At 42.5% G+C, this 25,706-nt stretch carries 19 protein-coding genes and 1 pseudogene; 4 read left to right on the top strand and 16 right to left on the bottom strand.

The window, feature by feature from the left end; translation table 11 throughout:
* Window positions 1–758 precede the first annotated feature (758 nt).
* Window positions 759–1,562 carry a hypothetical protein gene (locus O3C58_12310; protein MDA0692634.1) on the top strand — a complete coding sequence of 268 codons (804 nt, stop codon included), beginning with the start codon at window positions 759–761 and terminating at the stop codon, window positions 1,560–1,562.
* A 21-nt stretch (window positions 1,563–1,583) separates the two neighbouring features.
* On the opposite strand, the gene O3C58_12305 is transcribed toward O3C58_12310, so the two are convergent.
* The 13 genes from O3C58_12305 to O3C58_12245 form a co-directional block, all read right to left on the bottom strand.
* Window positions 1,584–2,954: a tetratricopeptide repeat protein gene (locus O3C58_12305; GenBank protein MDA0692633.1), complete on the bottom strand. Its 1,371-nt coding sequence runs from the start codon at window positions 2,952–2,954 to the stop codon at window positions 1,584–1,586.
* A gap of 69 nt (window positions 2,955–3,023) precedes the next feature.
* The gene (locus O3C58_12300; protein ID MDA0692632.1) at window positions 3,024–3,344 is read right to left on the bottom strand and encodes a hypothetical protein; all 321 of its coding nucleotides are present in this window, start codon (window positions 3,342–3,344) and stop codon (window positions 3,024–3,026) included.
* A gap of 209 nt (window positions 3,345–3,553) precedes the next feature.
* Window positions 3,554–4,768 carry a hypothetical protein gene (locus O3C58_12295; protein MDA0692631.1) on the bottom strand — a complete coding sequence of 405 codons (1,215 nt, stop codon included), beginning with the start codon at window positions 4,766–4,768 and terminating at the stop codon, window positions 3,554–3,556.
* A 12-nt stretch (window positions 4,769–4,780) separates the two neighbouring features.
* Window positions 4,781–7,192: a PBP1A family penicillin-binding protein gene (locus O3C58_12290; GenBank protein ID MDA0692630.1), complete on the bottom strand. Its 2,412-nt coding sequence runs from the start codon at window positions 7,190–7,192 to the stop codon at window positions 4,781–4,783.
* A 62-nt stretch (window positions 7,193–7,254) separates the two neighbouring features.
* Window positions 7,255–7,926, bottom strand: a complete 672-nt coding sequence (locus tag O3C58_12285) for a hypothetical protein (protein ID MDA0692629.1) — start codon at window positions 7,924–7,926, stop codon at window positions 7,255–7,257.
* A 217-nt stretch (window positions 7,927–8,143) separates the two neighbouring features.
* Complete coding sequence (locus tag O3C58_12280) at window positions 8,144–8,524, bottom strand: hypothetical protein (protein MDA0692628.1); 381 nt, start codon at window positions 8,522–8,524, stop codon at window positions 8,144–8,146.
* An 81-nt stretch (window positions 8,525–8,605) separates the two neighbouring features.
* Complete coding sequence (locus tag O3C58_12275) at window positions 8,606–9,877, bottom strand: tetratricopeptide repeat protein (protein ID MDA0692627.1); 1,272 nt, start codon at window positions 9,875–9,877, stop codon at window positions 8,606–8,608.
* 215 nt (window positions 9,878–10,092) lie between these two features.
* Complete coding sequence (gene pbpC / locus O3C58_12270; protein MDA0692626.1) at window positions 10,093–12,405, bottom strand: penicillin-binding protein 1C; 2,313 nt, start codon at window positions 12,403–12,405, stop codon at window positions 10,093–10,095.
* Between the two features lie 5 nt (window positions 12,406–12,410).
* A complete protein-coding gene (locus tag O3C58_12265; protein MDA0692625.1) occupies window positions 12,411–17,447 on the bottom strand; it encodes an MG2 domain-containing protein in 5,037 nt (1,678 codons plus the stop codon).
* Window positions 17,444–17,659: a hypothetical protein gene (locus O3C58_12260; protein ID MDA0692624.1), complete on the bottom strand. Its 216-nt coding sequence runs from the start codon at window positions 17,657–17,659 to the stop codon at window positions 17,444–17,446. The genes O3C58_12265 and O3C58_12260 overlap by 4 nt, the downstream gene beginning before the upstream one ends.
* A gap of 47 nt (window positions 17,660–17,706) precedes the next feature.
* Window positions 17,707–18,042 (bottom strand): STAS domain-containing protein, encoded by a 336-nt coding sequence (locus O3C58_12255; GenBank protein ID MDA0692623.1) that lies wholly within the window; start codon window positions 18,040–18,042, stop codon window positions 17,707–17,709.
* 310 nt (window positions 18,043–18,352) lie between these two features.
* A complete protein-coding gene (locus O3C58_12250; protein ID MDA0692622.1) occupies window positions 18,353–19,183 on the bottom strand; it encodes a hypothetical protein in 831 nt (276 codons plus the stop codon).
* Window positions 19,184–19,259: 76 nt separating this feature from the next.
* The gene (locus O3C58_12245; protein ID MDA0692621.1) at window positions 19,260–19,982 is read right to left on the bottom strand and encodes a LysM domain-containing protein; all 723 of its coding nucleotides are present in this window, start codon (window positions 19,980–19,982) and stop codon (window positions 19,260–19,262) included.
* Window positions 19,983–20,213: 231 nt separating this feature from the next.
* Here O3C58_12245 and O3C58_12240 point away from each other — a divergent pair.
* Window positions 20,214–20,428, top strand: a pseudogene (locus O3C58_12240) (IS3 family transposase).
* Between the two features lie 117 nt (window positions 20,429–20,545).
* On the opposite strand, the gene O3C58_12235 reads toward O3C58_12240, so the two are convergent.
* Entirely contained in the window at window positions 20,546–21,151 is a 606-nt protein-coding gene (locus O3C58_12235) for a hypothetical protein (protein MDA0692620.1), read from the bottom strand.
* A gap of 765 nt (window positions 21,152–21,916) precedes the next feature.
* Between O3C58_12235 and umuD the strand changes: the two genes are divergently transcribed.
* Together umuD and O3C58_12225 are read left to right on the top strand one after the other, a co-directional pair.
* On the top strand, window positions 21,917–22,345 hold the full coding sequence (umuD, locus tag O3C58_12230; protein ID MDA0692619.1) for a translesion error-prone DNA polymerase V autoproteolytic subunit: 429 nt from the start codon (window positions 21,917–21,919) through the stop codon (window positions 22,343–22,345).
* Window positions 22,342–23,601: a Y-family DNA polymerase gene (locus O3C58_12225; protein MDA0692618.1), complete on the top strand. Its 1,260-nt coding sequence runs from the start codon at window positions 22,342–22,344 to the stop codon at window positions 23,599–23,601. Before umuD ends, O3C58_12225 begins: the two co-directional genes overlap by 4 nt.
* Here the strand turns inward: O3C58_12225 and O3C58_12220 are convergent.
* Window positions 23,587–24,378 (bottom strand): endonuclease/exonuclease/phosphatase family protein, encoded by a 792-nt coding sequence (locus O3C58_12220; protein MDA0692617.1) that lies wholly within the window; start codon window positions 24,376–24,378, stop codon window positions 23,587–23,589. The two genes, O3C58_12225 and O3C58_12220, sit on opposite strands and share 15 nt — an antisense overlap.
* A gap of 872 nt (window positions 24,379–25,250) precedes the next feature.
* On the bottom strand, window positions 25,251–25,706 hold a 456-nt coding region (locus tag O3C58_12215), incomplete at its 5' end, for a tetratricopeptide repeat protein (protein MDA0692616.1).

Below are 25,706 nucleotides of genomic sequence, written 5' to 3'. Positions count from 1 at the left end.
GAATTATTTATTAAGTGAGGTGGCTGTGGGGAAAGAATATAGTGGGCCTGAAAAAGCGGCTCTTGTGAAGTTCGGAATTTATTGGATAAATAAATCGAAATCCGAATATTAATGTTTAACTTTTTGTTTTATTTGGTATCTGCAATTTTCTCGGGGCACACTACCCCGTTTCGAAGCCAAGACAAAAAGGTGTCTGTGGTATAATTGAATATAGATATATTTTCAGGACACTTGTTGACAATAACGTGACAATTAATTGCCTGATATTTTGTTAAAATGGTAGTAGCAGTAAAAAGTTTTCACGGGTGGCCCTCCTCACGGTCGGACCACAGCAAGCAGATTGAAGCAAATGGATATGACGGTGATTTTTTCTACCGAAGAAGATTCAAAAAAGCAAAGAAAGATGACTTCACATAAAATGGATAGTTTATGGCCGCCTGGATAGAATGGTGAAAGAACATCACGCAAGACCCCTACCCCAGCCAGCCTTAACCAATCCATAACATACATTTTAATATTACCAGTTCACCCAGAAGACGGGTTTCGTTTGCCTTTGGCTTTTGCCCTGTCTTTTGATCGGGTAATTTTGCTCGTGTGTTTTAGCATCCGTCTATCGTGCGGGACTATATTAATTTTAAGAATTAATTTAAAAATCATGGGATAGGCTTTCATGGCAATGAGAGCCGAAAGCCGGGGCCACCTTCAACCCGGTTTCCTATGTTTACTAATTGAAGGGCGTATATGAAGGATCGCAAAGAATGAATACAGAATTAGATTACGAATACGATCCGGGGCCACGCGTGATCTGCCCCAGCAATGCCTATAAAATTTTTGGAGAATATCTCCGAACTCTTATCAAGAGACATACCATTGATCTGTCAAATGACAGACAGCATTTTGTCTTCTCCGCGCTCCTTGAAGCAATGGATGATGGCCACATTTCCTACCATGAAGGTTTCAAACGTTTAGACAGAGAACAAACCTTTGACGAGTCCGTATTGGCTCGATACGTGGATATGTCAACCATCCACAAATGGTTGAAGGACACTCCCCTGGCGCAACAGTTGATAAGCGATGAGATTTGGTACCTCAATGAAAAGCCCCTCACCCCAGTCGCTGACAGCGTTCCAATGGAGGAGCAAAAGCCGGAGCCAAAGAAGAAAAGATCAGGCGAGCGCGGCCCAAAGCGTAAACTGGACCTCATATTCAGAACTCAAATCGAAGTGGCATTTAAGGAACTGTGGAAGGTTCAAGAGCGATTGCCGAAAGCAGAGAGAATCCTAGCAAAAGACATCCCTTACCAGGAGGAAGTCTACAAAGCCTGTAAGGTGAAGTGGTCCAATTGGGGAGGTGACTATTTTGGCATTCATGGTGCCAAGATAATTGAAGTCAAAGTCAAAAATGACATGCGCGACAGCCAGAAGAAATACAATGATGTTATTGGGGTAAACCCAGAAGAAATTAGAAAGATTTGGCGCACGGTTCGTGGCGTGGGCGTGAAGCCTATGGTGTCAAATTCACCCCTGGAACCATTCAACATAAATCTTGCAACAAAAAAATAAGGCCAAATTATTCATTCTAGTTTATACCTTTCCAACCATACTAAAATTTCCTTTCCAATTTCGTACACTTACCTTTCTTAACTCCCTTTTTATATCTTTTCCGGCTGAAATTTGAGGTTTTCGGTAAGGTTGAATCCAACGTATCTCTCCAGAATAACGATCAAGCTCAACATATTGCTTAAAACCCAACGACATATCGAGTAATTTTTGTGTCATTTTTTGGGTTTCATCAGACGAAACTCCTTCCTTTACGAGCTTATCAGGGAGAACGTTTCGTATATAATCAATGGAAGATTTTATTTGTTGAAGTTCGGCTAATCCCTTTTGATCAAGGTCTTGTTGGACAGATTCCAAAGCTGCAAGCATTTTTTTTATCGTGTAGCTTGCTTTTATGAACTTACCTGAGTATTCCTCGATCTCCATTGGAAGATAAATTGACAAACCCTTATCGTCTTCTACCCAGATAAGTTTTCCGATGGAGGGATTAAACTCTAAAATGTCAGTTTCCATAAACTTTCGTTGTTTGGTTTTGCACTTTAAAAATATTGATGACTTCCCGTCAAACTTGGGTTTTTCGTCTGTTAACAAATCTGCAGAGGCCTTTTTGTCTCCATTTTTTTCGGCCAAAAATTTTTCATCCACCTTTTGGGCCGCTTCGGCCATTCCACTCATTATTTTGTCTAACGCTAATTGGGCTTCGGGGACACCCTGCTCGGCAGCAAGTCGATACCATTTAATGGCCTCTGTTAAATTCTTTTGTACACCCAATCCTGAGCTATACATGATACCAAGCATGGCTTGGGCCTGGGAAATTCCCTGATTGGCGGCCAGCAGGAGCCACTTCACTGATTCCTTATCATCCTGCGGAACTCCTTGTCCTTCGCTATACATAATACCGAGTATGGTTTGCGCATCGGCATCCCCTTGTTTCGCGGCCTTGCGGGACCATTTCTCCGCTTCCTTAAAATCCTGTAGTAAGCCCTGGCCTCCGGCGAAATACATTATGCCGAGACGGGCTTGCGCTTCGGCAAATCCATTTTTTGCAGACATCCTGAACCAATGGACAGCCTTCTTGTAATCTTGTGGTAGTCGTTGGCCATCGTAATACAGTAGACCGATAGCGTGTTGTGCTTCTGCATGCCCCTTATTGGCAGCTTTGCGGTACCACTTCTCCGATTTCTTAAAATTTTGCGGTACGCCATGACCTACACCATACATAAGACCGAGAGTGAATTGCGCCTGGGCATGCCCCTCTTCCGCCAATGATTCGAACTTCTCAATTGCCGTTTTATAATCACCCCTGCGACCAGCATCCACTCCGTCTTGATAGTCATCCGCATATACAGGAAACGATAGGAATAACAAAAGGAAGACTGGAATTAAGCGTTTCATTCTTTCTCCAGCAAGTAAGGGGCACAAGGACTTAAACGGCGTATTTAAATTGTTCTATTATGGGTGATATTAATCATCATTTTGGTGCTGTTCGCTGGAAATAACATTCCTAAACTCATCCTTACGTCCCGCAAGTTGATCATTTATTTCCCAAAGCTCATGCAGTATTAGGAGGGCATTGTTATGAATAAGGAATCCGATCCACACCATAGGGACAACCAGCCTAATCCATAAATCAATTTGAAAATACCAAAGTCCTATCTCGATGAGTACAACTAGCCAAAATGTGCTTCTAAAAACTGTCTGACGTTGGTTAACCAACTGTTCTTGTAATTTATCGGATTCAACAGCCTTTTTGCTACGCTCAAACCGGGATTTCCTTTTTGACATTTTAAATCCTTAGGATAATTTCCTTGATTAATAAAATCGCCTTTGGGGACCAGAATTTTGTTTGGAATTTGCCTGGATTATAATATTTACTTCAATCTATTCCTCAGTGTAATTTTTGCATAGGAGCGATGACCCTCCTCAACAAATACAAAATCTGACAAGTATGGAATTGAATAAATTCTTAATCTGTAATTTCAAGGCCACGACCATTATATTTGGTTTTCATCCCGTTCATAGCCTAATAAAAATTGTTTTGATTTTTCATACCCACCCGTAGCAGACTTATTCAAATAGGCAAGTCCCTGATCCAAATCTTTTTGGGTCCCTATTCCTTGAAGATATAATATCCCCGTCATATGCTGGCCAATCAGGGTCGCCTCTTCACCTTCGGATCCTCCATCTGCAACTGCTTTGTAAAATGAAAAGCCCTGCATTGAATTTTCCTCTACTCCCCAGCCTCTAATATAAGCCTGTCCCAGATTGAGCATTGCTTCCCAGTATTCAGGATCGATTTCCAGAGTCTTGTTGAAATATTCCACCGCCTCCTTATGGCTTCCCTTTTCTTTCAAAAAAACGCCATAGTTATAGGCCCCCCAAGAATAGTCATTATCTGCCGCTTGTTTTGTAACCTCCTCAGCCAGCTCTATTTCTCCCTGCTCATAATATATTGCAAACAGAAGTTCTTGAGCATCTTCTAGTGGATTATTCTCTAAAAGTTCTCTGGCGTATGGAACATTTCTCTTTACCCCTAATTCGTAATAATGCATTTCAGCAACGTAAAACTGATCTCGCGGAATGCCATCGCCCACAACACGTTGGTAATGAGCAAGAATTCTAGGATCATAGGGTTCCAATTTATCTTCCAAACCATATTTGTATGTTATTCTAAGCATTATTTGTGCGGGCGCACGAAGCAGATAGGCTTCCTGAATAAGCACATCTAGAGCCTCATCCTCGCTTCCTTCCCCAAAAAGAAGAATGGTTCCTGTCGTTTCCTGCATTGCATCGGGTTTCTTGGTTTCCGGATACTTTTTATGAAATTCATTCGCTATCTCCTGAAACGCCAAAATAATTTCCATTACTTCATTAGAATCAGAAGAAGTTGCTACTTTTTTCCGAATTTTGCTTAATTCCAATTCAGCTTTGTAACTACCATTTTGGCGGGCATGAAAAAGCCACTTGACCGCTTTTCCAAAATCTTCTTCTGTGCCGATACCCTCCAAGTATGCTTTGCCGAGGCGATACTGGGAAAATGAGTCGCCCTCTTGGGCAGAAGCCCTGTACACGTCAAAAGTTTTTCGAGAAGAGAGACTTTGGTTTGAGACATAGTTAAAAAGGGGAACTGCTCCCTCTGCGAGAAAAAATATTCCCAAAAATGCACAGAGTAAATATTGAACCATTAGAATTCCATTAAATTTTTTCATGGGTTTCCCCTTCTAATCTGCATATATTTTAATTTCCGAAGGCATCATTACGTTTCGTAATGTCAAACCTCCTTTAAATTTTGCATCGATGGAACCAACCAAGTTTATCAAATGATCAATTACATTTTTTCTTCCCTGCATCAGCCGGGAAATATCTTTTGCTCCCGGTTCTTTGGTTTCTTTCAATATATTTAAAAACCAGGAATCAGAGATGTTCTTTACTTGATCCAGAGAGGCATTTTTCAGATTCAACATGAACCAGATTTGAATGTCTAGTTGGTTGCTTGCATTGATTTTATGTTCCTCATTTGCATTTAACGACTTACTCTCAACCTTCTCAGGCTCTTGAATAAAATTTGCAGGATGTTCTCCAACAGCCACTGGCTGGAAAGTCTTTTCTTCGGCAACAAGAGGTTCTTTGGTGCCATTACCTTGAATAGCTAAATCTGGTGGAGGAAAAGATAGTTCAACATCCTCCTTGACAGCCACCTGGATTGTCTCTTTTGATTTCTCCTTTTCAAGGAAACCGGTTTTAAAGTTTACATTCTCAAACTTGATTCCAGGTGGAATGGTGAAATTAGATTTATCCCTTCCCTTCATCAGTTGTTTCATAAAGAGAGCCCATATCGGAGCGGCTGCATGAGACCCGGTAATTCCCTTACCTTGAGGACCAATCATTGATTTATTGTTGTCAAATCCAACCCAGACAGATGTCGTAAACTCTTTAACAAATCCAGTAAACCATCCATCTTTAAAATCATTGGTAGTTCCGGTTTTTCCAGCCGCTGGATGGTCAAATCCAATTTTTCGAATTACCTGCCCCGATCCGTTTTCAATCACTCCCTGCATCATATCCATTAGAGGGTAGATTTCATTTGGTGAGAAACGATGAACTTTATGTATTAAGTTTTCAAATAGAATCTTTCCATCGTAACTCTCAATTTTTTCAATGAAGTATGGCTTATTATAAACACCTGAATTGGCTATTACGCTGTAAGCAGAAGCCAGTTCCAGGGGTGAAACACCAGAGGTTCCCAAGGCAAGAGAATAATTTTTTTCTAAAGGACTTGTGACTCCAAACCTTCTGGCCGTGGTTATCACTTTGTTGGGGGTTAATTGGTACATCAACTTTATAGAAACGATATTGAGCGACTTTGCCAATGCGGTTTTTAAAACAACCGGCCCAAAATACTTTTCGTTGTAGTTTTTGGGAATCCAGGGAGGACTGCCAGGGATATTTAATTGAATGGGTTCGTCCACCACTACAGTCGCCGGACTATATCCAAGGTTTGTCATGGCACTCATGTAAACAAAAGGCTTGAAAGAGGAGCCGGGCATGCGATTATTTGAAATAGCCCGATTATACTGGCTCTGGGAGTGATCCCGCCCTCCAAGCATGACCCGAACCGCGCCTGTTTTATTTTCAATGCAGACCAATGCCGCTTCCAGAGATTCCTCATTTCCTGCTTTTGCCATCCTTCTTTCTAAAAACTTTAAATTGCGGTCAGCTGCTTTTTGAGCGTTTTGTTGAGCAACAGTATTCAAGGTGGTAATAATTTTCAGACCTCCAGAGTAAACAAACTCTTTCCCATATTGCTTTTCAATTTGCGCCAATACAAAATCAATGAAATAAAAGTTTGGGCTTGAAGATTTCTTCTTATCCTGTATAGAAACTTTAGATTTCAAAGCCTCTTTTTTTTGATTTTCTGTAATATCTCCTCCTTCTTTCATGCGATTTAAAACAATTTTGGAGCGCCTGAAAGCCCGTTTAAAATTTCTGAATGGATTGAAGATATTGGGAGAGTTTGGAATGCCTGCCAGCATGGCGGCTTCCAGTAAAGTGAGATCTTGTGCACGCTTGGCAAAATACAACCTGCTGGCTTCTTCAACACCGTATACCCCGTTGCCGAAGTAAACCTGGTTGCAATAAGCCTCCAAAATTTCACTTTTTGAAAAGGTAACTTCCATCTGCAATGCGATCAATAGTTCTTTGAATTTCCGCACCCAGTTTTTCTCAAAAGAAAAGAATAGATTTTTAGCGAGCTGTTGCGTTAACGTGCTCCCTCCCTGAACCATTCTCCCTCCCTTAAAATTAGCCAGAACAGCTCGAATGAGGGAAATGTGATCCAGCCCCCTATGCTCATAAAATCTTGCATCTTCCACGGCAATGATGGCTTTCTGGAAATGCGGGGATATCATGTCCAAGTCAACGATTAAACGCTCACCGAGGACTTTTAGCAGAACTCCATCTGAAGAATAGATTTCTGTTGGAGGCTTTAAGTAAATGGTTTTTAAGTTGTCGGGAAGTTGTGGAAGGTCTTTGTGGACTTTGAAATACATCCCCACAACCAGACAAACAATTACAATGAAAAGGGCAACTGAAACATAAAAACCTTTCTCAATAATAAACCTGGCGGCTTTCATATGTTTAACCCGTCCAATAACTCAACTTTAGAGTGCAAATAATAAAATTCCTCTTACCCTTGCTAATACAAATAAAACCTCTTGCTCTGGTTGTCATATCCAGCCCCATTTCTGGTCATGATTTTTTTGTTATCAATGTTCTGCTCCATTTCTTGAATTAATTTGTCAGAACGTTCTTTGATGGCCTCTTGAGTTATTCTTGAAAATAGGGGGTAATTATTTAGCCTTTCTTTAAATTTATTGAGATCCAGTTTAGCCAGTGAATAAAATTGATCTTCAGAACGATCCTCCCAATGATCCACTATCTCCATTTCCATTAAGAGGGTTGCTGTCACTTTCTGAATTCCAGAGGGAATATTCTCATTGCCTGTGTCCTGACTATTTATTTTATTTACGCCTACGCTTGAGAAACTATTCGCCAGGGATTTTTGAAAAGATCTAAACATTCCAGCTACAATATTTCTGGCTCTGTCATCTGGTGAAGCAAATAGTTCGCTTCCATCTCTTTCTCCACTACTGTTGCCCACTCCAAAGAAAGCTCCATTTGCAATGTATTCACCTGCCCCTCTTCTATTGGCTAAGACCCAAGGGGGCGGCTTAGCTGGCTCCTCGGTGAGCTTCTCTGGCGCACTAATGGGGCTAGGTTCAACGATCGGAGGCAAGAGGGTCTTTAAGGATTTGGCACAGCCTGAAAAAATCAAAAAAATAAATGATAATCCAATTATCCATTTCATGAGGTTTATCCGTTCGAATATAAATTTATAAATAGAACTGGCGGGGCGAATTTATAATCATCCAGCAGGAGGTTACTGAATGAAAATAAAGGGAGGGTACTTGGATTAATAATATAAGCCCTGAGGGAAGTATTCTGGGCTACCCGCCCCGCCAGATCATTGGAAGGAAAACTTGTATAAATCTCCTGATTATTTTCTTTGTTCATTGGTTCAGAGATCATTTGGTATTTTCAAGCAAATAAAATAAGTTCCATTTTTTACCATCAGGAGTAGACCAGGTGCCCTTAATCTCACCCCCAGGAATGAATCGACCTGAAAATATTCCTGTTTTCTGGTCTCCATTAAATTCGTTGATGATAAACACATCATCTCCGTCAACTTTCCCTTTAATTTCTGCTTTTTGCTTGTAGGTATTTAATACAAACCCAGACAACTTATCACCTTCCCGGTGTATGCTCATTTCAAATGGGTGTTTGCCATTCATTGTCCCCGTGTATACTTTTTGGGTCATGATCATTTGTTTTTCTTCCCCTGAACATTGATTCAGGAAAACCAGAACCAAGATTAGAAAAATGGCAATTGGAATAGATGCTTTCATTTAAGAACCCCAATTTAAGAAACCCTGAATTATCTCCAGCCAACTGCGTATTGCTTTCAATGCTCACCGAATGGACCAACCTTATTTTGGAAATTTAAAAAGCCAATCACCTAAAACAGGATCAGGGTTTTGTGTTTCTGCAACTTGATGGTTGTTCTGGGTTGCTGGATAAAGAGAAGGCACAGATGGTTTCTCAGACATTTCTTCTTCTATGTTCTCTTTGCCGTCTTCCTTTTCCAATTCACTCTTATTTTCAATGTCAGCGGTCACTGTCAAAATCTTTATTTTCTCTGCAGGCTCCCCTTTAGGAAGTTCCATATCCGTGTCTTCATTTGGTGGTTGAATTGCCTTGGTATTATTCTGATGCACAAGGTTATAGTCATCAGTATTGGTTATCTCTGATTCAGGTTCCTGAATATTTTCCAAAATTTGTCCTTCACCGAAGACTGCTTTTTGCACTATGAATTCTTTTGGAGTTTCAGCAGTATCAATTGCTTGATTGGTCTCTGCAAAAGGTGTGAATTTCGAACTATCGATACCTTTTGAAAAACTATTGGTTTCAACTTTTAAAGGAATCGCTTGTGTAGTTTTCGATTGGGAAGAAAAAATGATCTCAACTTCCTTTTTGTCTGTTCCAAAGTTGATCGCAGGTTGAAGGGTGAATGTATTCTGCCGGTTTTCTTGTCTTTCTTTTAAATTGGTCGAAGCCTGGCTCAGGGAGTGAGTTGAATGTTCTTCATTCTTTGATGAATAATTAGCAAGACTGAGGTTGTGAAGAGTCGTTGCATTGTCAGGTTCCAGATTTAACGCATCTTGATATTTGGAGATTGCCAATTCCTTTTCACCTTGTTTCTCTAAAAGTATTCCAAGGTTGTTGTGAGGGTTAACGGATTTTGGATTAATTTTTATGGATTCTTCAAATTCCTTTTTGGCTTCTTCATAATTCTCAAGTTTCAGATAAACCAAACCCAAGTTGTTGTGAGCCTTGGCATATTCTTGGTTTGTTTGGATCACTTTTTGAAATTGATCAATTTGATTTTGATATCTCTTGGCATCCGTATAAACATTTCCAGAAAAAAACGGCCCCATTGGGTAGTAGGGGGTTACCTTTAAAGCCCTTTCAAACTCATTGATTGCTTCCTGGTTCTTCTCCAATTTCATATACAAAATTCCAAGATCGTTGCGAGCCTTCACATTTGCTGAATCAGACCGCAAAGTTTCTTTTAATCTGAAAACTTCATCGAGAGGATCACCATAGGAATCGTTGGATGGGGTTGCTGTTCCAACAATTGGGGTTAACCAAAAAATACCGGCAAAAATGACGAAGAGAAGAATCTTGTAATTCCTTTTCATAGCCTGACCTCATATTTCTGTTAAAGATTGTTAAAATATATTTGCTTCGTCTATATAGTTCGAGATCTCGGATAAGCTATGTCAGAAATGGATGTAATAAGTGCTAAAAGCTCTGTGAATTGGGTAGTAAATGATGACTGGAGTTTTGTAGGGGGCTAGAGGTGTTTGCTATTTTCTCATTAATTATCGAACAAACCAGGTGGGTCTCTGCTGGCCTACCTGACTTCTATCGCGATGGAGTCTCCTGAATGGCCAGGGCCAACCGCCGTGATGGTGTGCCTGCCCCTTGAAAGTGGCCATTTGGTTTTGTAAGGAGGACCAACTTTGTCATGTTCTCTGCCGTCCACGTACCATGTGATTTCAGTTAAGGGAGTGGTGCTGGACGCATCCATTCGAATTTCGTATGCTTCTTCGTTTGAATTCAGTATGTATATTTCGCCGTTTACTGGTCTCGTGATTTGTATTGCTAAATTTGACGGTTCGAATCTTCTTTGGGTATCCCTGTTGATTTTATTTCCCTTTTGAAATGCTTTGTCCAGGTCCTTCGAAAAACCGGCAAGGCGGTAATTACCCTCAACACCTTTTTTGTATTTACTGTGGAGCCATGTTGCGAACTGTGGAGGAAGATCATGTGTTTCCCCTGATCCGTTGTGATAGTTGCAGATTTCTCCAGGCCCCATTCCGTTAATAAATAATTCACGTTTCACATGCGGGCAGAATTTATTTGGCCTCATACCTGAATGTGAACAAACCTCTGTCGAAATCACTCTGTCAGGCCTGGGGAAAGATGATGAGAAACCATTCGGGTATAGTTCATTCAATATATCAACCAGGATAGGACCGGCTGCCTGTGCCCCACTCAAGCCACCTGTTGGCTGCCCGTTGAAATTGCCAACCCAAATTGCCACGGTATATTTAGGTGTGTAGCCGACTATCCAGCCGTCTCGGAAATTGGTACTCGTACCTGTTTTTAAAGCTACCTTGAATGGAAGCTTTTGATTGAAAAAGTCACCGAAAGTAAGTGTTCTTGCCGAGGAATCAGAAAGCATGTCCGTGATGATGTAGCTGGCCTCTTCTGAAAAGACCCTTTTACCTTTTTGACTCTTATCATTAATAAAGTATTTTGCAGGTAGAAATAATCCCCCTCTTGCCAAACTGGCATAAGCAGATGCAAGTTGGACCAAGGTGACCTCCGGGTTTCCTATTACCATTCCAAGGCCATAATGTTCGGGACCTCGTTTAGGAAAGTTTATAAGGTCCAGGGATCGCAGGGTTTCATAAAATGAAGAATAGCCAATCGTATTGAGCAGGCTGACCGCAGTTTGATTCAGGGAATTACCAAGAGCATTTCTCATGGAGACCGGTCCGTATGACTTGCGGTTGAAATTTACCGGACTATAAATGCCACGCGGCGAGGCGTATGTTCTTTCTATATCTTCGAGTATTGTTGCGGTATTCAATCCTAAATCCAGGGCTTGTGCGAAAAGAAATGGTTTGAGGGTAGAGCCGGGAGACCTCAAAGCGTTTGTCCCATTATTAAATCCCTCATTTAGATTTGAATATTCTATAGAACCTACAAGACTTAGTATTTCCGAATTTGCGTTATCGAGAATGACAACTGAAGCCTGGCGGGCGGTTTTTCTTTTCAACCTGAATTGATGTGAATTCAGAACCTGCTCAACACGTTTTTGTAGTTTCAAGTCTATCGTGGTTTTCAGGTTTCCCTGTTGTTTTAAAGGCAATACAAGGTTTATGAAGTGGGGAGCATCAAAGGGAAATGACTTCGGTTTTATGAAGGGCATGGTTTGTAAACCACTCTCTAATTCCCAGGAACTTATATGTCTGTATTTGTGCATTTGTTTTAATACCCAATTTTTTCTTTCAGTAAGGTACGAGACATTCCTGCCATATGGATTCAAGTTCCCCGGTGCCTTGGGAAGAGACGCGAGCAATGCGGCCTCGGAGCTGGTCAGCCGGGAAAGGGCCTTCCCGAAATAAACCATTGAACCAGCGCTGATCCCGACCAGGTTGTTACCCAACGGAACCCTGTTAAGGTAGAGTTCAAGGATTTGTTGCTTGTCGAGTAGCCATTCAATTCTCAGACTTCTTATTAACTCAACCATCTTGTCGTAATAGGTTCTTTTCCTCGGGTAGGTCAGCCGGGAAAGTTGCTGGGTGAGTGTTGAAGCACCGGACACAATGTGTCCTTCGGCAAGGTTGCTTCTAACAGCACGCATAATTGCCATGAAGTCAATTCCCGGATGACTGTAGAAACGATGGTCTTCAGCGGAAATGAAGGCTTTCTGAACGATGTCAGGGATGCTGTGCATAGGCATCCAGGTATGACGCTCGCCATTTTCATCAGGAACCCAACGAAGAATATTTCCTGTTCTATCTTCAAATACCGTATTCGGTTCAGGGTAGAAATCAACAATGGAAACAGTGCTGGCTGATTCAAGATGAACCATTGCGGCAAAGGCCATCAATAGAAGTAAAACTTTTAAAGGCCATCGGTAGGAAAAGGACATAAGTTTCACCTCCCTGAAATTTCTATTTTATCTTTTGGTGTGAAGCCTGCCACCTGAGGGGAGTACATGAGCTGGACTTTGGTTGATGGAAGGATAAAGTCCCCCTCCATGATTGCCCGAGCGTAATAGGTATACTGATAGGTCCCGTTCCAATACATCCTGTCCTTAAAGATGAAAACGCGGTCATCCTTGAATTCGACAAAGTTAGGAACAAGTTTATACGTGCCGTCGCTGTTCCAGTAGTCGCCCTCATTGTCATCAGTATCTTCATTGTCCATGCGCTCTTCGGTCTTGATGGCGCTGTTTATGGCAACGAGACCTGAGGGAAGCGGGTCATCAATTACCACATAGGTGTAAGGTTTTTCGTAAGATAGACCTTTAACATCTATGTCGATCTTTACTTTTACGATGTCTCCTACATGGATACTTCCTGAGCCACTTTGGTTTTCTATGGTTTTATGGATGTAAAATCCATTGGAGTGCCCCGAACTGGCATACCCCAGCCTTGGATATTTTAAAGTTGCTTTGTAGTAAATGGATTCGTCAGTGCCTGATTTGAATTTCAAGATTGGGTTTTTCAGATTTGAGGAAATATCCAGGTCCACGATCTTGAATTTTTGCCCTGTGAGGACTTCATCTGAAGAATAATCACCCCATGAGACGTTAATACTTACAGGAATGCTGGAGGTCTTCTGGTTTTTATAATATTCGCCGAGTGCGTAAAGGGCCCACCCGGTATCACTTGTCGAAGTCCAGAACCCGTCTGATTCCATTCCACGGATTAAGGCCTTTGCCATGCTATGTGCCAGTGGATGATCAGAGTCTATGGAGTTCGCAGCCAGGAGAGCCACGGCTTCATGCCTGTGCCTGGCGTTAAACTCGCCGTAATCAGGAGGAGTAATAATGTCGAGCGTTTTGGATTGGAGGAATTTTATAATATTATTACCAAACTTTTGCTGCATAGAAGAACCTGAGTTGTTCCTTGCTAAAAGCATGAACATTTCAGCTTCAGTACTTTTCCCCTTTGCCATTCTCAGTATGTTCATGTTTGATGGGTTGAAGGCATTGTTCAAGGACAGAATGTAACTTCCGAATGCCACAAACGTGTCGTCAAGGCCTTCATTATTGTTGAGCAGGTCTTTAAGGTAGCGGACCGACTTCTGCATTCGTTCTTCCGGGACATCCACCCCATTCTTCCTAGCGATGCTCAATGCCGCCATCGCATACAAGGTGCCCATCTTGTGGGGATCTTTATTCCCAGGCCAGTACCCGAAGCCACCCGATTCGGTCTGCATCTCGAACAGCCTGTTCACGCCAGCCTTTATATATTTGTCTGCAGCTTCTGAGGTGATTTCAGGGATATGCCCTTCATCGATGAGCCCCCTTAGAGCAACCAGGGGCAGGAGCCTGGAACTGGTCTGTTCTACACATCCATACGGATACTGAAGGAGATAAGCAATTCCCTCAGACATTCTTAAAAATGGTGTTTTGGAAAATGTAAGCTTGAAACGAGAATTTTCAATGAATTCTTCATCCTTAAATCCCTTCTCCATTAATCGCTCAAGCGGAAGCGCCAGCTTCAAATCCCTTTTGAATGAACCAATGAGCACATCGGTGCCAATGGTATGACCCGAGTGGACGGGCACCTCCAGTTGAACAGCATCTGTTTTACCTTGAAGATTTCCAGAAAAAAGCACCGAGGCCGTGCCAGTTGATAGAGCTTCTCCCTCTATCTTGATCTGGGTGGAATCCATGGCATCTAGAAAATAGTTTTTGCCTTGCTGGACAAGGTGCAGGTTGTCTGTCGCGTCTGACGTGAAGTCCAGCGGGGAACCGGCTTTGGAATTGTTGATGGCTTTTACGAGAAAGTTAAACCTGTCGCCTTTTGAAAAAAATCTGGGAAGTCCTGGTTCAATGTAGAAATCTTTAGAGGCAATCAATGGAAGCTCTGTATTACCAAAGCCATTCTCCTTATCACAAGCCACTATGTAAACGCGATAAGAAGTAATGGAATCAGGCAACTCATATTCTATGGTTGCGTTTCCATCGGAGTCTGTGACGACTGACGAGTTGAAGTAGGCCACAGGGTTGAAGTCTGACCTTATGGTCGTGTCAGAAGCAGAGGAATTTTCAAGTCCTCCTCCCCCAGTGAGCTGTTTGTTCCAGATCATCTTTAACGGTGTCTGCTTCGAAAGCCGGGAACGAAGATCAGCCGTACCGACACTGAGAGGAATTTCAATCCTGGATAACGGGGAAAGGTCGGGGCTTTTGTAGTGAGTCAGGGCAAGGATTTTTTCATCGATGATACCAATAGCCAGTTCGGTTATTTTTCCTGCCCCATTTTTATCTTTAACAGATATTTGTAAAGTTCCTTTGGTTGAGGGTTTCTGGGAAATAGATTCAGCTCCATTATTAACTACGACTTTCAGGTCATTAGTTTCTTTCAGGACTTGAAGATTGATTGCACCAAACTGAAAATTGGGTGCTCCTTCATCGATGGAGGATGGGTAAAATGGGAAGTCTGTTCGAGGTATCGTCCCTAAAATGGAAACATAAATATTGGGAGCGAGATTGTCTGTTAAAGGGATTTCAAGCCTGGGCTGCTGTTCTTCTGTTTGCAGAAGTTTATAATCCAGAACGCCTTCCCTTTCCAGGGTGATCAGGTAAACGGGTGACTTATGAACGGGAAGGAATTTAATTTCTGCATTGGTTCCTGGTGTATAGGTGTTTTTATTTGATACAAGTGAGATTTTCTCATAGGGATTTAACTTTTTCCTCTGTTCGTAAGAATCGTAACCATCCTCCACCGTTAAAATGTTTCCTGATGTGAAGGTTTTGCCTTGTGATGAAAAAGAAGTTGTCACCAGGTAATCGCCGCTGTATGAATTTGAAAAAATGAACGGGTTTTCGGAGTCGTTGATTTCGTGTTCTACAGAATACACATTTTTCCACAACCTCTGCCAGTTCCAGTAAACCTCCCCCCTGTCATTTCGTTTACGAATATAATTCCAGCCTTTTCTTAGGACATTAACTGTAACCTTTTGATTTTGTATTTTAGTTCCTTCATTGTTGATAACGACAAACCTCATTGGCAAATCCATACCGGCCTTCACGGTTTGCGAGTGTTTGCTCATGCCCACGAGAAAATTCGGTTTTCCTTGGTAAGCCATTTTACTGGTGGCAACCCTGCCATCAAAGTCAATGACGCTGGCCACGACAATGAGACTTCTCCTTCCTGTTGTTACCATTGAACCGATTGGGAAGCTGAACTCGGCATTTCCATCTTCATCGAGAATAGATTCACTACTTTCAATGAGTTCCTCTTCCGCCTCGCTGTTTTCAAACCTGAAATTATCGTACCCATTGACTTCGAACCTGGTCTTTCCATGAAATATCTTCCATCTAACCTGGGCATTCTTTAACGGCCCTCCAACGTAGTATTGGCCTGCTATTTTTATCTTTAAATACTTTGTATCGATTTTTAAGTTTACAAACTCTTTGTCCTTTTGTGTTTCGGTTTCAAACGTAATCAAGGTTTTATGCTTTGGTGCACGGAACTCTTGCAGCTCAAAGGTCTGGGTGGATAAGTATTCACTCTCAGGCCCCATGAATATTGTGTAGGTTCCCAACGGGAATTCAGTCTTTAGCTTTAAATCTCCTGACAAGGTTCCAAAGTCAGTAGGTTTATATGTTGATTGAAAAACGGTCTCGCCTCTAGGATTTTGAATCATGATGGGCGTTTCATTTTTGTAGGGATTGATTTTGCCATCAGAGTATTTTCTTAATGTTCCTTTAAAGAAGACTGTATCCCCCGGCCTGTAAATTCCTCTCTCCGTAAAAATACTGGCCGATATCAATTTCTGCAGTTGATCAACAGGTCTTTTCCCTTGGGCATCCTCTGGGTAAAACTCGTCCCCATGTTTAATCTCTATAAAGGAAATATCATCTTGCGACATGGAAACTAAAGATTTTATCTGGTCTAAGCCCAAAAACCTTTCCAACATTTTGTATTCGCCGTGCTTCTCGAATTTCATTGACTTGAAGGTTCCGGGTTTGAAAATGATGACTCCGTCTGAATTGGTTGTACCAAGATAAAAAGTATGCAACTGGTCATCCAAGGCATAAACCTTTTGACTGCCTATGGGAGTTCCTTTTTGAATGGAGGTCAGCCAGATCAGCAGGCTATTACTTGAACGCTTGTAGGTAATTCCAATGTCGGTAATCCTTACCAGTCTGTATGGTGATTCGGCTTTGAGTTCTGGGTTATCACTCTCAACCTTTATAAGTTCGACCGAGCCCTTGTCCTTATCACGCCTGTATGTGAGGGGAATGGAAAACGGCTTTTGTTTGAAGTTTTTCTGGAAATTGAAGATTTGTGTGTCTTTTACCAGCTGTCCCTGCAATTCCCTGAAATCCTCAGGAAAGTTTTCTGCATTCGCGCTCGTTTCCTGGTAAGAGTTCAAATCGTCTAGAGTTTTTTCCCAGTCAATATTCCGGCCAAGAACATGAGGGAGGAGAAGGGGAGGTATTTTCATCGAATGGACTTTGAATCTATCGATATTTGTCAGGTTCAAGTGGAGCAACTGTTTGCTGTTTCTTTCTATGACATCATTATCATTGAAAAATCCTATTGAAGATTCAGGCTCTATGACAAAATTGGTCTTCGTTGGTTTGTATAATTTTCCGTCCAGCTCAAATCCGGGTTGAAATACAAATGAATATCGTTGTCCCTTTATGAAATCCCCGCTTAGAATAATATGGTCACGGTTTGCGTAGCTGATGTTCCAATCAAATTCCAGTCGAGGCGAAATTCTTGGCCGCTCTTTTTTCGACCAGGTAAATAAGGCCGGAAAGGATATAGAATGGTCGAGCTTGAGAGTGACTTCATTATTTGCTGGACCAGGCTGTATGTCAGTGACAGTAAAGTGTTCACTTGGATATTTTTCAATGACGTTTGGTGAAGCCTCGAGCAGCGACAAACCAACTGCCAGCTGCATTGAAACGAAAGCCGTGACGAAGAATTTCCCTATATAAGTTTTCATAATTTTACAAGGTCTCCGTTGATCCTCAGTGGGTTGGATGAAGGTTTACTATTTTTCCTTTGGGTGCCCAGGAGTTCCGGTAATGCATCGGCATGCTCTAGCGCTGACAGGGCCGCCTGGTTTGGAGTGGGCGGCAGACCCTTGTGTTTGACAATGAATACCTGCATGACCATGGCGGCGATGGCTTCTCTCCGGTTTAAGTAACTGCTCATGGGCTTTCCTTTCAGATTGATAAGAGTTGTTTAATTTAAAAAACTGCTCACACAATTCTGGAGCGGTATAAGACATGGTCTGCTCTATGGGGGATGAGCGAAAAGTTTAAGTTGCTGAATATCGTAGAAAGTTTCCGCATCTCAAAAATAGATTTGACCTTCCTGTTTATTCCGACCACCTTGAATGTGGTATTCGTGGTTTCACTAATCCGGAAACATTCAACGAGAAGCGCTGTACCCGAGGTATCGATGTCATTAACTCTGGACAGGTCAACGACCACGTTCTGTTCCTTGAGCCGGGACATTATTTCCTTGCGGAGCCGGTGGGTGACGTGTTTGTGGAAATTGCCAATCAATTGCAGGGCAATGGTCTTCCTGTTCAATGGTGTTACTTTGAAGGTTGAATGTTCACAATTAAGCACCGTGATCCTCCTTGTTTGAGAATAGGGAAGGCAATTAAAAAACCTTGCCTTGTTTCTATAGTTCGAGATCTCGATGAAACTGTTTTTAAAAATTGATTTGTGGAAATCGGAAAGGTAAGGCAGGATTAATTGAGTGGAATGTGAAAAGGGTGCAGGGTTTAACCTTGTTAGAGAAATGGTTTTCTTCGAACAGTTTGTCTTCAAAAACAAAACAGCCCCCGGACAAGACTGCCCGAGGACTGCTTTTAAGGTAAAAACTGAATGGACCTGATTAGTACAGGATGATTTCCCTCACTTTCTCATCGGCCCATCCGAATTTGTTCTTCCCAACATTCAAAGCGGCTATCAGGTATTCGGGAGGGTCATTATGTACCCACGAATCGACCGAAAAATCGTCATTGAGCGTCCTGATTTCCTTCACAAGTTTATTTTCATCAAAGGACAGAAAACGTTTTTCAATCTCATTAAGAGAAACTGCTTCACCCTTTGACGAAAGAGCAGGTGTGGCTGTTTGTGACGAAGGCGGCTCCACGAAAAACTTGAAACACTTCTCTCCGTCACTTCCTGTGACAGCATTCTTATACAGCTTGTAGCCTTCGGGAAAGGTCCAGTTGAATTCCCTGTTAAAGAATGTCAGTAGTTTCTTGTTGAGTTCATCGAACAGTTTCCACCCTGCGTCGTATTCCTTGCTCTTCTGCCTGTATTTTTTGCTCCCATCAGGATAGAAATACGCAATTCCGAAATTGAAAGTGTGCGGCGCAGAGGAAAGAATTTCCATCAGTATTTTCCAGGTTTTAGTTTCCTGGCTCCTAAAGCCCATTTGTCGGCAACTGTATTCAACCGCCAGCTTTCCCGGTAGTTTAATTAGGATGGTCGAGTCATTCTCAAATGCCACCTTTAACTGTGAAACCTTTTTTTCCAGTATGAGCAGTGCTTCTGGTGTCAACCGTGACTCAGCAGCTGGAAGCAAGTTTGCGAAGGTCACGTTTTGCAAATCTTCAATTGAAATAATACTTTTAAGGAGTTCTATAACCTCCTGACCTTTGGATATCAGGTTCAACAGGTCATTTCTATTAATACCTGGATTGAATATGGTCTTCATCTCGTAATCCCCAATAAGGGTTCAATGGAATAGAGCGGAATTATCCATGCTCTATATCTTTGACTGCCTGGGTGAATTACAGAGTTTTAGGAGGAGGACTTAATATGTCGGTAATGTGGGAACAAAAATATTCGGACGCAGATGATATCTCGTCTCCGCTTTCGAGTAGTGCATTGGTAAGCATACTCCCGGAGTTGAGATATGTAGGGTTGGTTGGAGGTTCAAAGCTTGATTGGCCTCTTGCTTGTGCCATGTCACTCGTATAACCGAGTTCTGCAGAAAACCACTTGAGGAAACTTGCGAAGCTCTTGAATACCAGAGGCTGCTTTGAAGTTTCGGGCTGTTGCTTTGATATGCGTTCAGGAACTTCATAGGATACGGTCGGGTTCTCAGGAGAGAACAAGTCGTCCTTATCCGGATAAATAACATGGGCCACCGCTTCACGGGAGGTGAAATCGAAAGGGATGACGTTATTAACAGGTTCTTCCTTGTTTGCTACAAGAATTGAACCGTCGAGCTGGATTTTAATGATCAGCTTGGTGCCAGGAAAAATCAAATCGGGATTTTTAATGCCGTTGATCTCTGCCAGCTTTGTAAAATTCACATCAAACTGTCTGGCGATCTGCCAGAGGCTTTCATTTTTTTCAACGGTGTGAATGATTTGTCTTGGCTGGGTGTAACTATGTTCTTGGAAGACACCGGGGAAACCACTGGTTTTTGAATAGGCATAAGCAGCTTCAGTGACGAATAGTGTCATCATCAGAAAAACCAAAAAAGCTGTTATGGAATTTGCCTTCATTAAACCAAACCCTTGTATTAGGAAAAAATAGCTTTATAAGCGTACAATTAGTTAAACAATAGTGTCAATTAAATATGGCTAATCTTACATTAAATTTTATTAATGAAATCTTCAGGAATAAAGAAATACTCCGATTGAAATGAAGGTATATCGACTTGCAGAACAGGAGAATAACTCTCTTAAGAACTAAAAACGGTGAGAGGAGAGTTGTTCCTCTGGTCGGCAAAGCTTATGAGCATATAAGGGGATTGCTGGGATAATGCTGTGACGGAAAGTTTCTTCCACACCTAAAAGTGGAGTTGACTCAAGGAAAGGTTTACGATACCCGGCAGGAAGCAAAAACGGACATTTTTAATTACATTGAAATATTTTATAACCGGCAACGTCGCCATTCCTATCTCGGCTACCTCAGCCCGGTAGACTTCGAGAAAAAGAATGCGGCTTAATTAACTGTCCACTAATAACGGGAAGATCATGTCGTGTCCCTTTAGTTCCATAATGTTCCTGCAAGTGATACTGTAGTTGATAGTTCGTCAAACTTGTCTGACAGTTCTTTCTTTGCATTAAAGTTTCCAAAGGTATATATCGAATACTCTGAGTTGAAACCAATCTGAGGTCATCAATTCCTTCAACTCTCCAGAATCAAGAATACCTTCAAAAGGTTTAGATTTGACCAACCAAGCACAACTCTTTTTAATATCTGGTTTATGCTTTTCATAAAGATCATTCCACGATTTCAAATACTGATCGTAATCACCATCCTTTATTTTGTATCCCTCAGATTTCAGTGCAATTTTTACCTTACTGTCATAAATCACAATTGGGGATTGAAATAGCATCCAAAGCAATTTCGATGACAACGAAATATTCAGAGTACCGTAATCCTCTCTTATATTTTCTGATAGTTTGTTTACGATCTTTGAGGTATCGGATCGGTCAATTTCCTTATACTTTTTCTTGTATCTTTCCAGAATAGTTAGGAGAGGATTTAATCTCCCCTCGGTTTTTTCCGTTTCAAGTCGTTTGAGGTTCCTGACGACTCCAAATTTGGAGCAGAATCTATTTAATGTTTTTAACCTCACCTCTTTATCCTCGTGTCTTAAACCAAGAACAAAAGGTTTCTCACTTACAAACCACTTCTCTATAAAATGAGAAGCAGATTCATCCATTAATGATTTCATTTAAGACTTTACTTTTTATTGTGGTGTATCATCAATTAAAGTCCTTCCTGATACGCCCCTAGATTTATAGACACCTTGTAAGCCGGAGATGTCCTCATCATTAGATGTGACCGCCCCTGCAAGTTAGAAATTTGCGCATCATTGGTGCTAGCCCTGATATTGCATGAGAAAGAGGGGCAAACTCCTTTCAAGCCTTTAGAATAAGGCTGAGCGAGAACTCTAAGAAAGGAATTTACCGTGACAGATTGTACACCCCTCCAATTCGAATTTCCAGGCTTCAATCGCCGCAAAATCGAAGCCTCCTTTTCCGGCGGACATGTGACCAGTGACGCCGGAGGTTGCCTGCTGTTACCGCAAGTGGACCGTCACATGGGTTTGCTTAGGCAAGGCTCACACAGAGGTGGTCGGAGTCCCAACAAATTTCCTTCGTTTTCCCCGGCAGGATGAATCGGTCAAATAACCAAACTCCTTGGGCACGATCTAATCTATGGAATTATTGGAATCGGAACCTTTATGAGTTATGCTGGGCTCCGTCCGAATAAGGGGCCCTATGCCACAGCAGTTTGGCAATTAGGGCAGCATCTTGGATGCTCGGCGATTTAATTAAGAGAATCGAAGAGCTTGAGTTTAGGCGATTCAACTTAACCACCCACCACTCCGGGGGCCTTCGGGCTCCTGTGGCGGGTAGGATGTGATAGCGAAAATATAGCGAAAATTATTTGACACCATCATATGGGCAGGTTAATTTGTCCTATGACACTAGCCATCCCAATTCCCTCAGATGTTGCCAGTCACCTTCCGTTGCCATTGGCCTTGTACCGCGTTGAGGCGGGGTTTCCATCACCCGCTGACGACTACATGGAAGGGTCACTTGACCTTAATGAGCATGTCATCAAGCATCCTGCGGCGACTTACTTTGTCAGGGCATCCGGCGACTCAATGACCGGGGCCGGTATTTTTAATGGCGACCTTTTGATCGTGGACAGGAGCTTAGAACCCGTTCATGGCAAGGTTGCTATTGTTGAAGTAGACGGCCAACTCACGGTAAAACGTCTCTGCAAATTGAATGGGCGACTCTTGCTACAATCCGAAAATGAGAGCTATCCGCCAATTGAATTACAGGAAGGGAATGAGGTTGTGGTTTGGGGTGTCGTCACCCATGTGCTCCATAATTTACTGTGAAAATCTTCGCCCTGGTCGATTGCAACAATTTCTATGCGTCCTGCGAGCGCGTGTTTGATCCCCGCCTAAAGAAACGCCCCATTGTCGTATTATCCAATAATGATGGTTGTATTGTCGCCCGGTCCAATGAGGTCAAGGCCCTGGGCATTCCCATGGGTGTACCTTTTTTTGAGCAAAAAGCAGTTCTCAAGAAACATAACGTCGCTGTATTTTCCTCCAATTATCAGCTTTACGGCGATATGTCCCAGAGGGTGATGGAAAGCCTCCGCCTATTTTCTCCTGACATGGAGGTCTATTCGATCGATGAAGCATTTTTACGGTTGGATTATTTAGAACCGCGTGACCTGATTGAATACTGCAAAACCATTCGATCTAAAATTCTACAGTGGACCGGGATTCCCGTATCCATTGGCATTGGTCCGTCCAAAGTGCTGGCGAAGGTCGCCAATCACGTTGCGAAAAAAAAGACGGATGATGGAGTGTTCGATATTCGAAGTCAGCCGGCACAAGATGAAATTCTAAAAACTCTCGATGTCCAAAAGCTATGGGGAGTTGGCAGTAGGTGGGCTGATCGCCTGGGCCGAATGGGTATTCACAAAGCTTCGGAACTCAGAGACGCGAGTCCCACTATGATCCGCAAGCAACTTTCGGTTGTCGGGGAACGTATATTGCGTGAACTGAGGGGACAATCCTGCATCGACCTGGAAGACATTCAGCCCAAAAAAAATATCATGTCATCCAAGTCGTTTGGCAAACTGCTAACCGAAAAGGAACCCATAGAAGAAGCGCTATCCAACTACGCGGCGCGGGCCTGTGAAAAGCTCAGAAAGCAAAACAGTAGAGCGCAAGCGGTGTATGTGTTCGTTCAGACCAATGGATTCCGGGAAACCGACAAGCAATACAGCAATGCCATGACCTGCACTTTAACGATTCCTACGAGCGACACCCGCCTCATCATTGGCGCCGCAAAGCTTTGCTTGAACCGAATCTATAAACCTGGATATCGCTATAAAAAAGTAGGTATTATGCTACTGGATCTCATCCCTGCATCGTTGGAACAGACGAATTTGTTTGCCAGCTCCGACCATCACCCAGGCGACCATTTGATGGGCATTGTGGATCGAATCAATAAGGGCCACGGACCCGACACTTTATTTTTCGGGGCGCAGGGTGTGAACAGAGAGTGGAAAATGCGGTGCGGGTTGCGCTCGCCGCGATACACAACACAGTGGGATGAACTCTTAAAGGTGAGTTGAAAGCCATGCCCGACAAACAGCCCCCTCTGGATACATCAATTCGTCAAATTCGTACACCTCTCCACTTCCCAAAATCACTTCAGAAGTGAAGGTCGGCCACCAGCAATTATCATAGAGGGACTTATCCCCAATGGTTGTCCTGGCCGGAGACGACATGGCAAAACTCATTAAATCCTCTGATTTCAGTTCATCCCAACCATGGTCGGTTGGTGGAAAATTAAAGTCCCCGCAGGTAATAATATCCCGCTCCTGTCCCTGGGCTTTAATGGCTCTATATACATCATCCATGGCTTCGATTTCAGGGCGACGATCGGCTTGATTAGCGCCAAACTTTATATGAACCGCACATAAGGTCCAATCAAACGAACTGGCCTGAAAGGAGCCACAATAAGGCTCTCGGACGAATTGGTCGTTAGTGTCGGAGTAGAAAGAGCCTGCCTTGGTCTGGGAAATGCGATCCTTCCGCCATAAGAAGGCGTACCTCTCCCCTTTGTCTCCCACGGGACCGCTGACATCAATTTCATAATCAACTTGAAAATCATCCTTGAGGATCTTCTGAATGCGCTTGATGGCTTTATCGTCCGTTCGGACTTCCTGAATGGCTATAAAGTCATAACGGAATAAGACAAGGCTGATAATACCAAGTTCGGCATCGGAACGGCTTGCATCGGAAATATTCCGAATATTCCAACTTGCCAACTTGATTTCTTCGGCGGATAAATTTGGACTCGGTAAGGCAAAAAGGAAAGGCAGGATAAGAAAAGCGAGTTTCTTCATGGGCCACCTCCGAGGTATGGGAATGCCTGATATTATTTCAGGATATGGATAAAGTCAATTTATGGCAACGAACAGCCAACAATTCACCGTCCTTATTAAATGCAGATTCAAGTAAGTGCTCGAGTGGGTAAACACCTTATTTGTAATTAGGTTGGGATATTTAAAAAGTAGGTATGATTGGTTGGGCTATTTAAAGAATTGCAGTGGAAATGGGTGAGTCACGGTTCCCGGTGATATCCAGTTGAGCAAGTTTGCGCCAAAGATGTAGAGAACAATGACAATCAGTATTCCAAGGACGGTCGCCAGAGGTGTGAAGTACCAAGGAGGGTCACTTTTAGGCATAGGAAAGACTCACGGTTTATGGTGAACGTTCATACATTTTCAATCGGGAACGTGAAGGCTGTGCAATTATAGTTCAACCTTGTGGTATGGAGTGCAATTGATTGCACTGACTATTGTCTCGCCCCCATTTCAATCATTACCTCGATTTACGGGGGCCATTTTCCCTCAATCACAAGAGAACCATTTTCGATAAAAATTAAAAAGGTACTTTCTGTTAAACTTTGCCCATGAAAGTCTGTATTCATCGTGGGACACAAGAAATTGGAGGAACATGCATTGAGCTTGAGGCTGGGGGAAAGCGAATTGTCCTAGATTTGGGACTTCTTCAAAAGGTAAATTGTTCTCCCAATTAATAGACCCTATCGAAACAGACGAATCAAAAGCTACCAAAACGGTTTACATTGAATTTGGCAATCTGTTTGAAGCAAGGAGATTTGAAACGTTGAGAATTCCTCAAGATTTGTTCAGATGGAAGTGGGAGAAGCGTTTGGAGTGAGTGGTGATGCGAGGTTGAGTTCGTTAGTGTGGATTTACTTAGTTTTCGGTTTCCAATTTCTTGCCATTTCTTGCGCTTTCTCTATTTGTTGTGGAGTCATTCTCTTTTCCACTATACCTCTATTTTCTATCGCAACCTTCTGTCCATTAGAACCTGCAATATTAAACCACATATGTGCTAATACATAATCTTGTGTGACTCCTTGTCCGTTGTAATACATCAATCCCAAGTTGGATTGTGCTTCAGCAATTCCCTGTTCCGCTGAAAGACGAAACCATTTGACCGCTTCTTTGTCGTCTTGTGTGACTCCTTCTCCTTTGCTATACATCAATCCCAAGTTGAATTGTGCTGAAGCATTTCCTTGTTCAGCTGCAAGACGATACCACTTGACCGCTTCTTTGTAATCTTGTGTGACTCCTTGTCCTTTGGCATACATCCATCCCAAGTTGTATTGTGCATCAGCATCTCCTTGTTCTGCTGAAAGACGATA

This window comes from Nitrospinota bacterium, from assembly GCA_027619975.1.
In the GTDB taxonomy this organism is placed as follows: Bacteria; Nitrospinota; Nitrospinia; order Nitrospinales; family VA-1; genus JADFGI01.
This window is presented reverse-complemented; position numbering and strand designations above follow the sequence as displayed.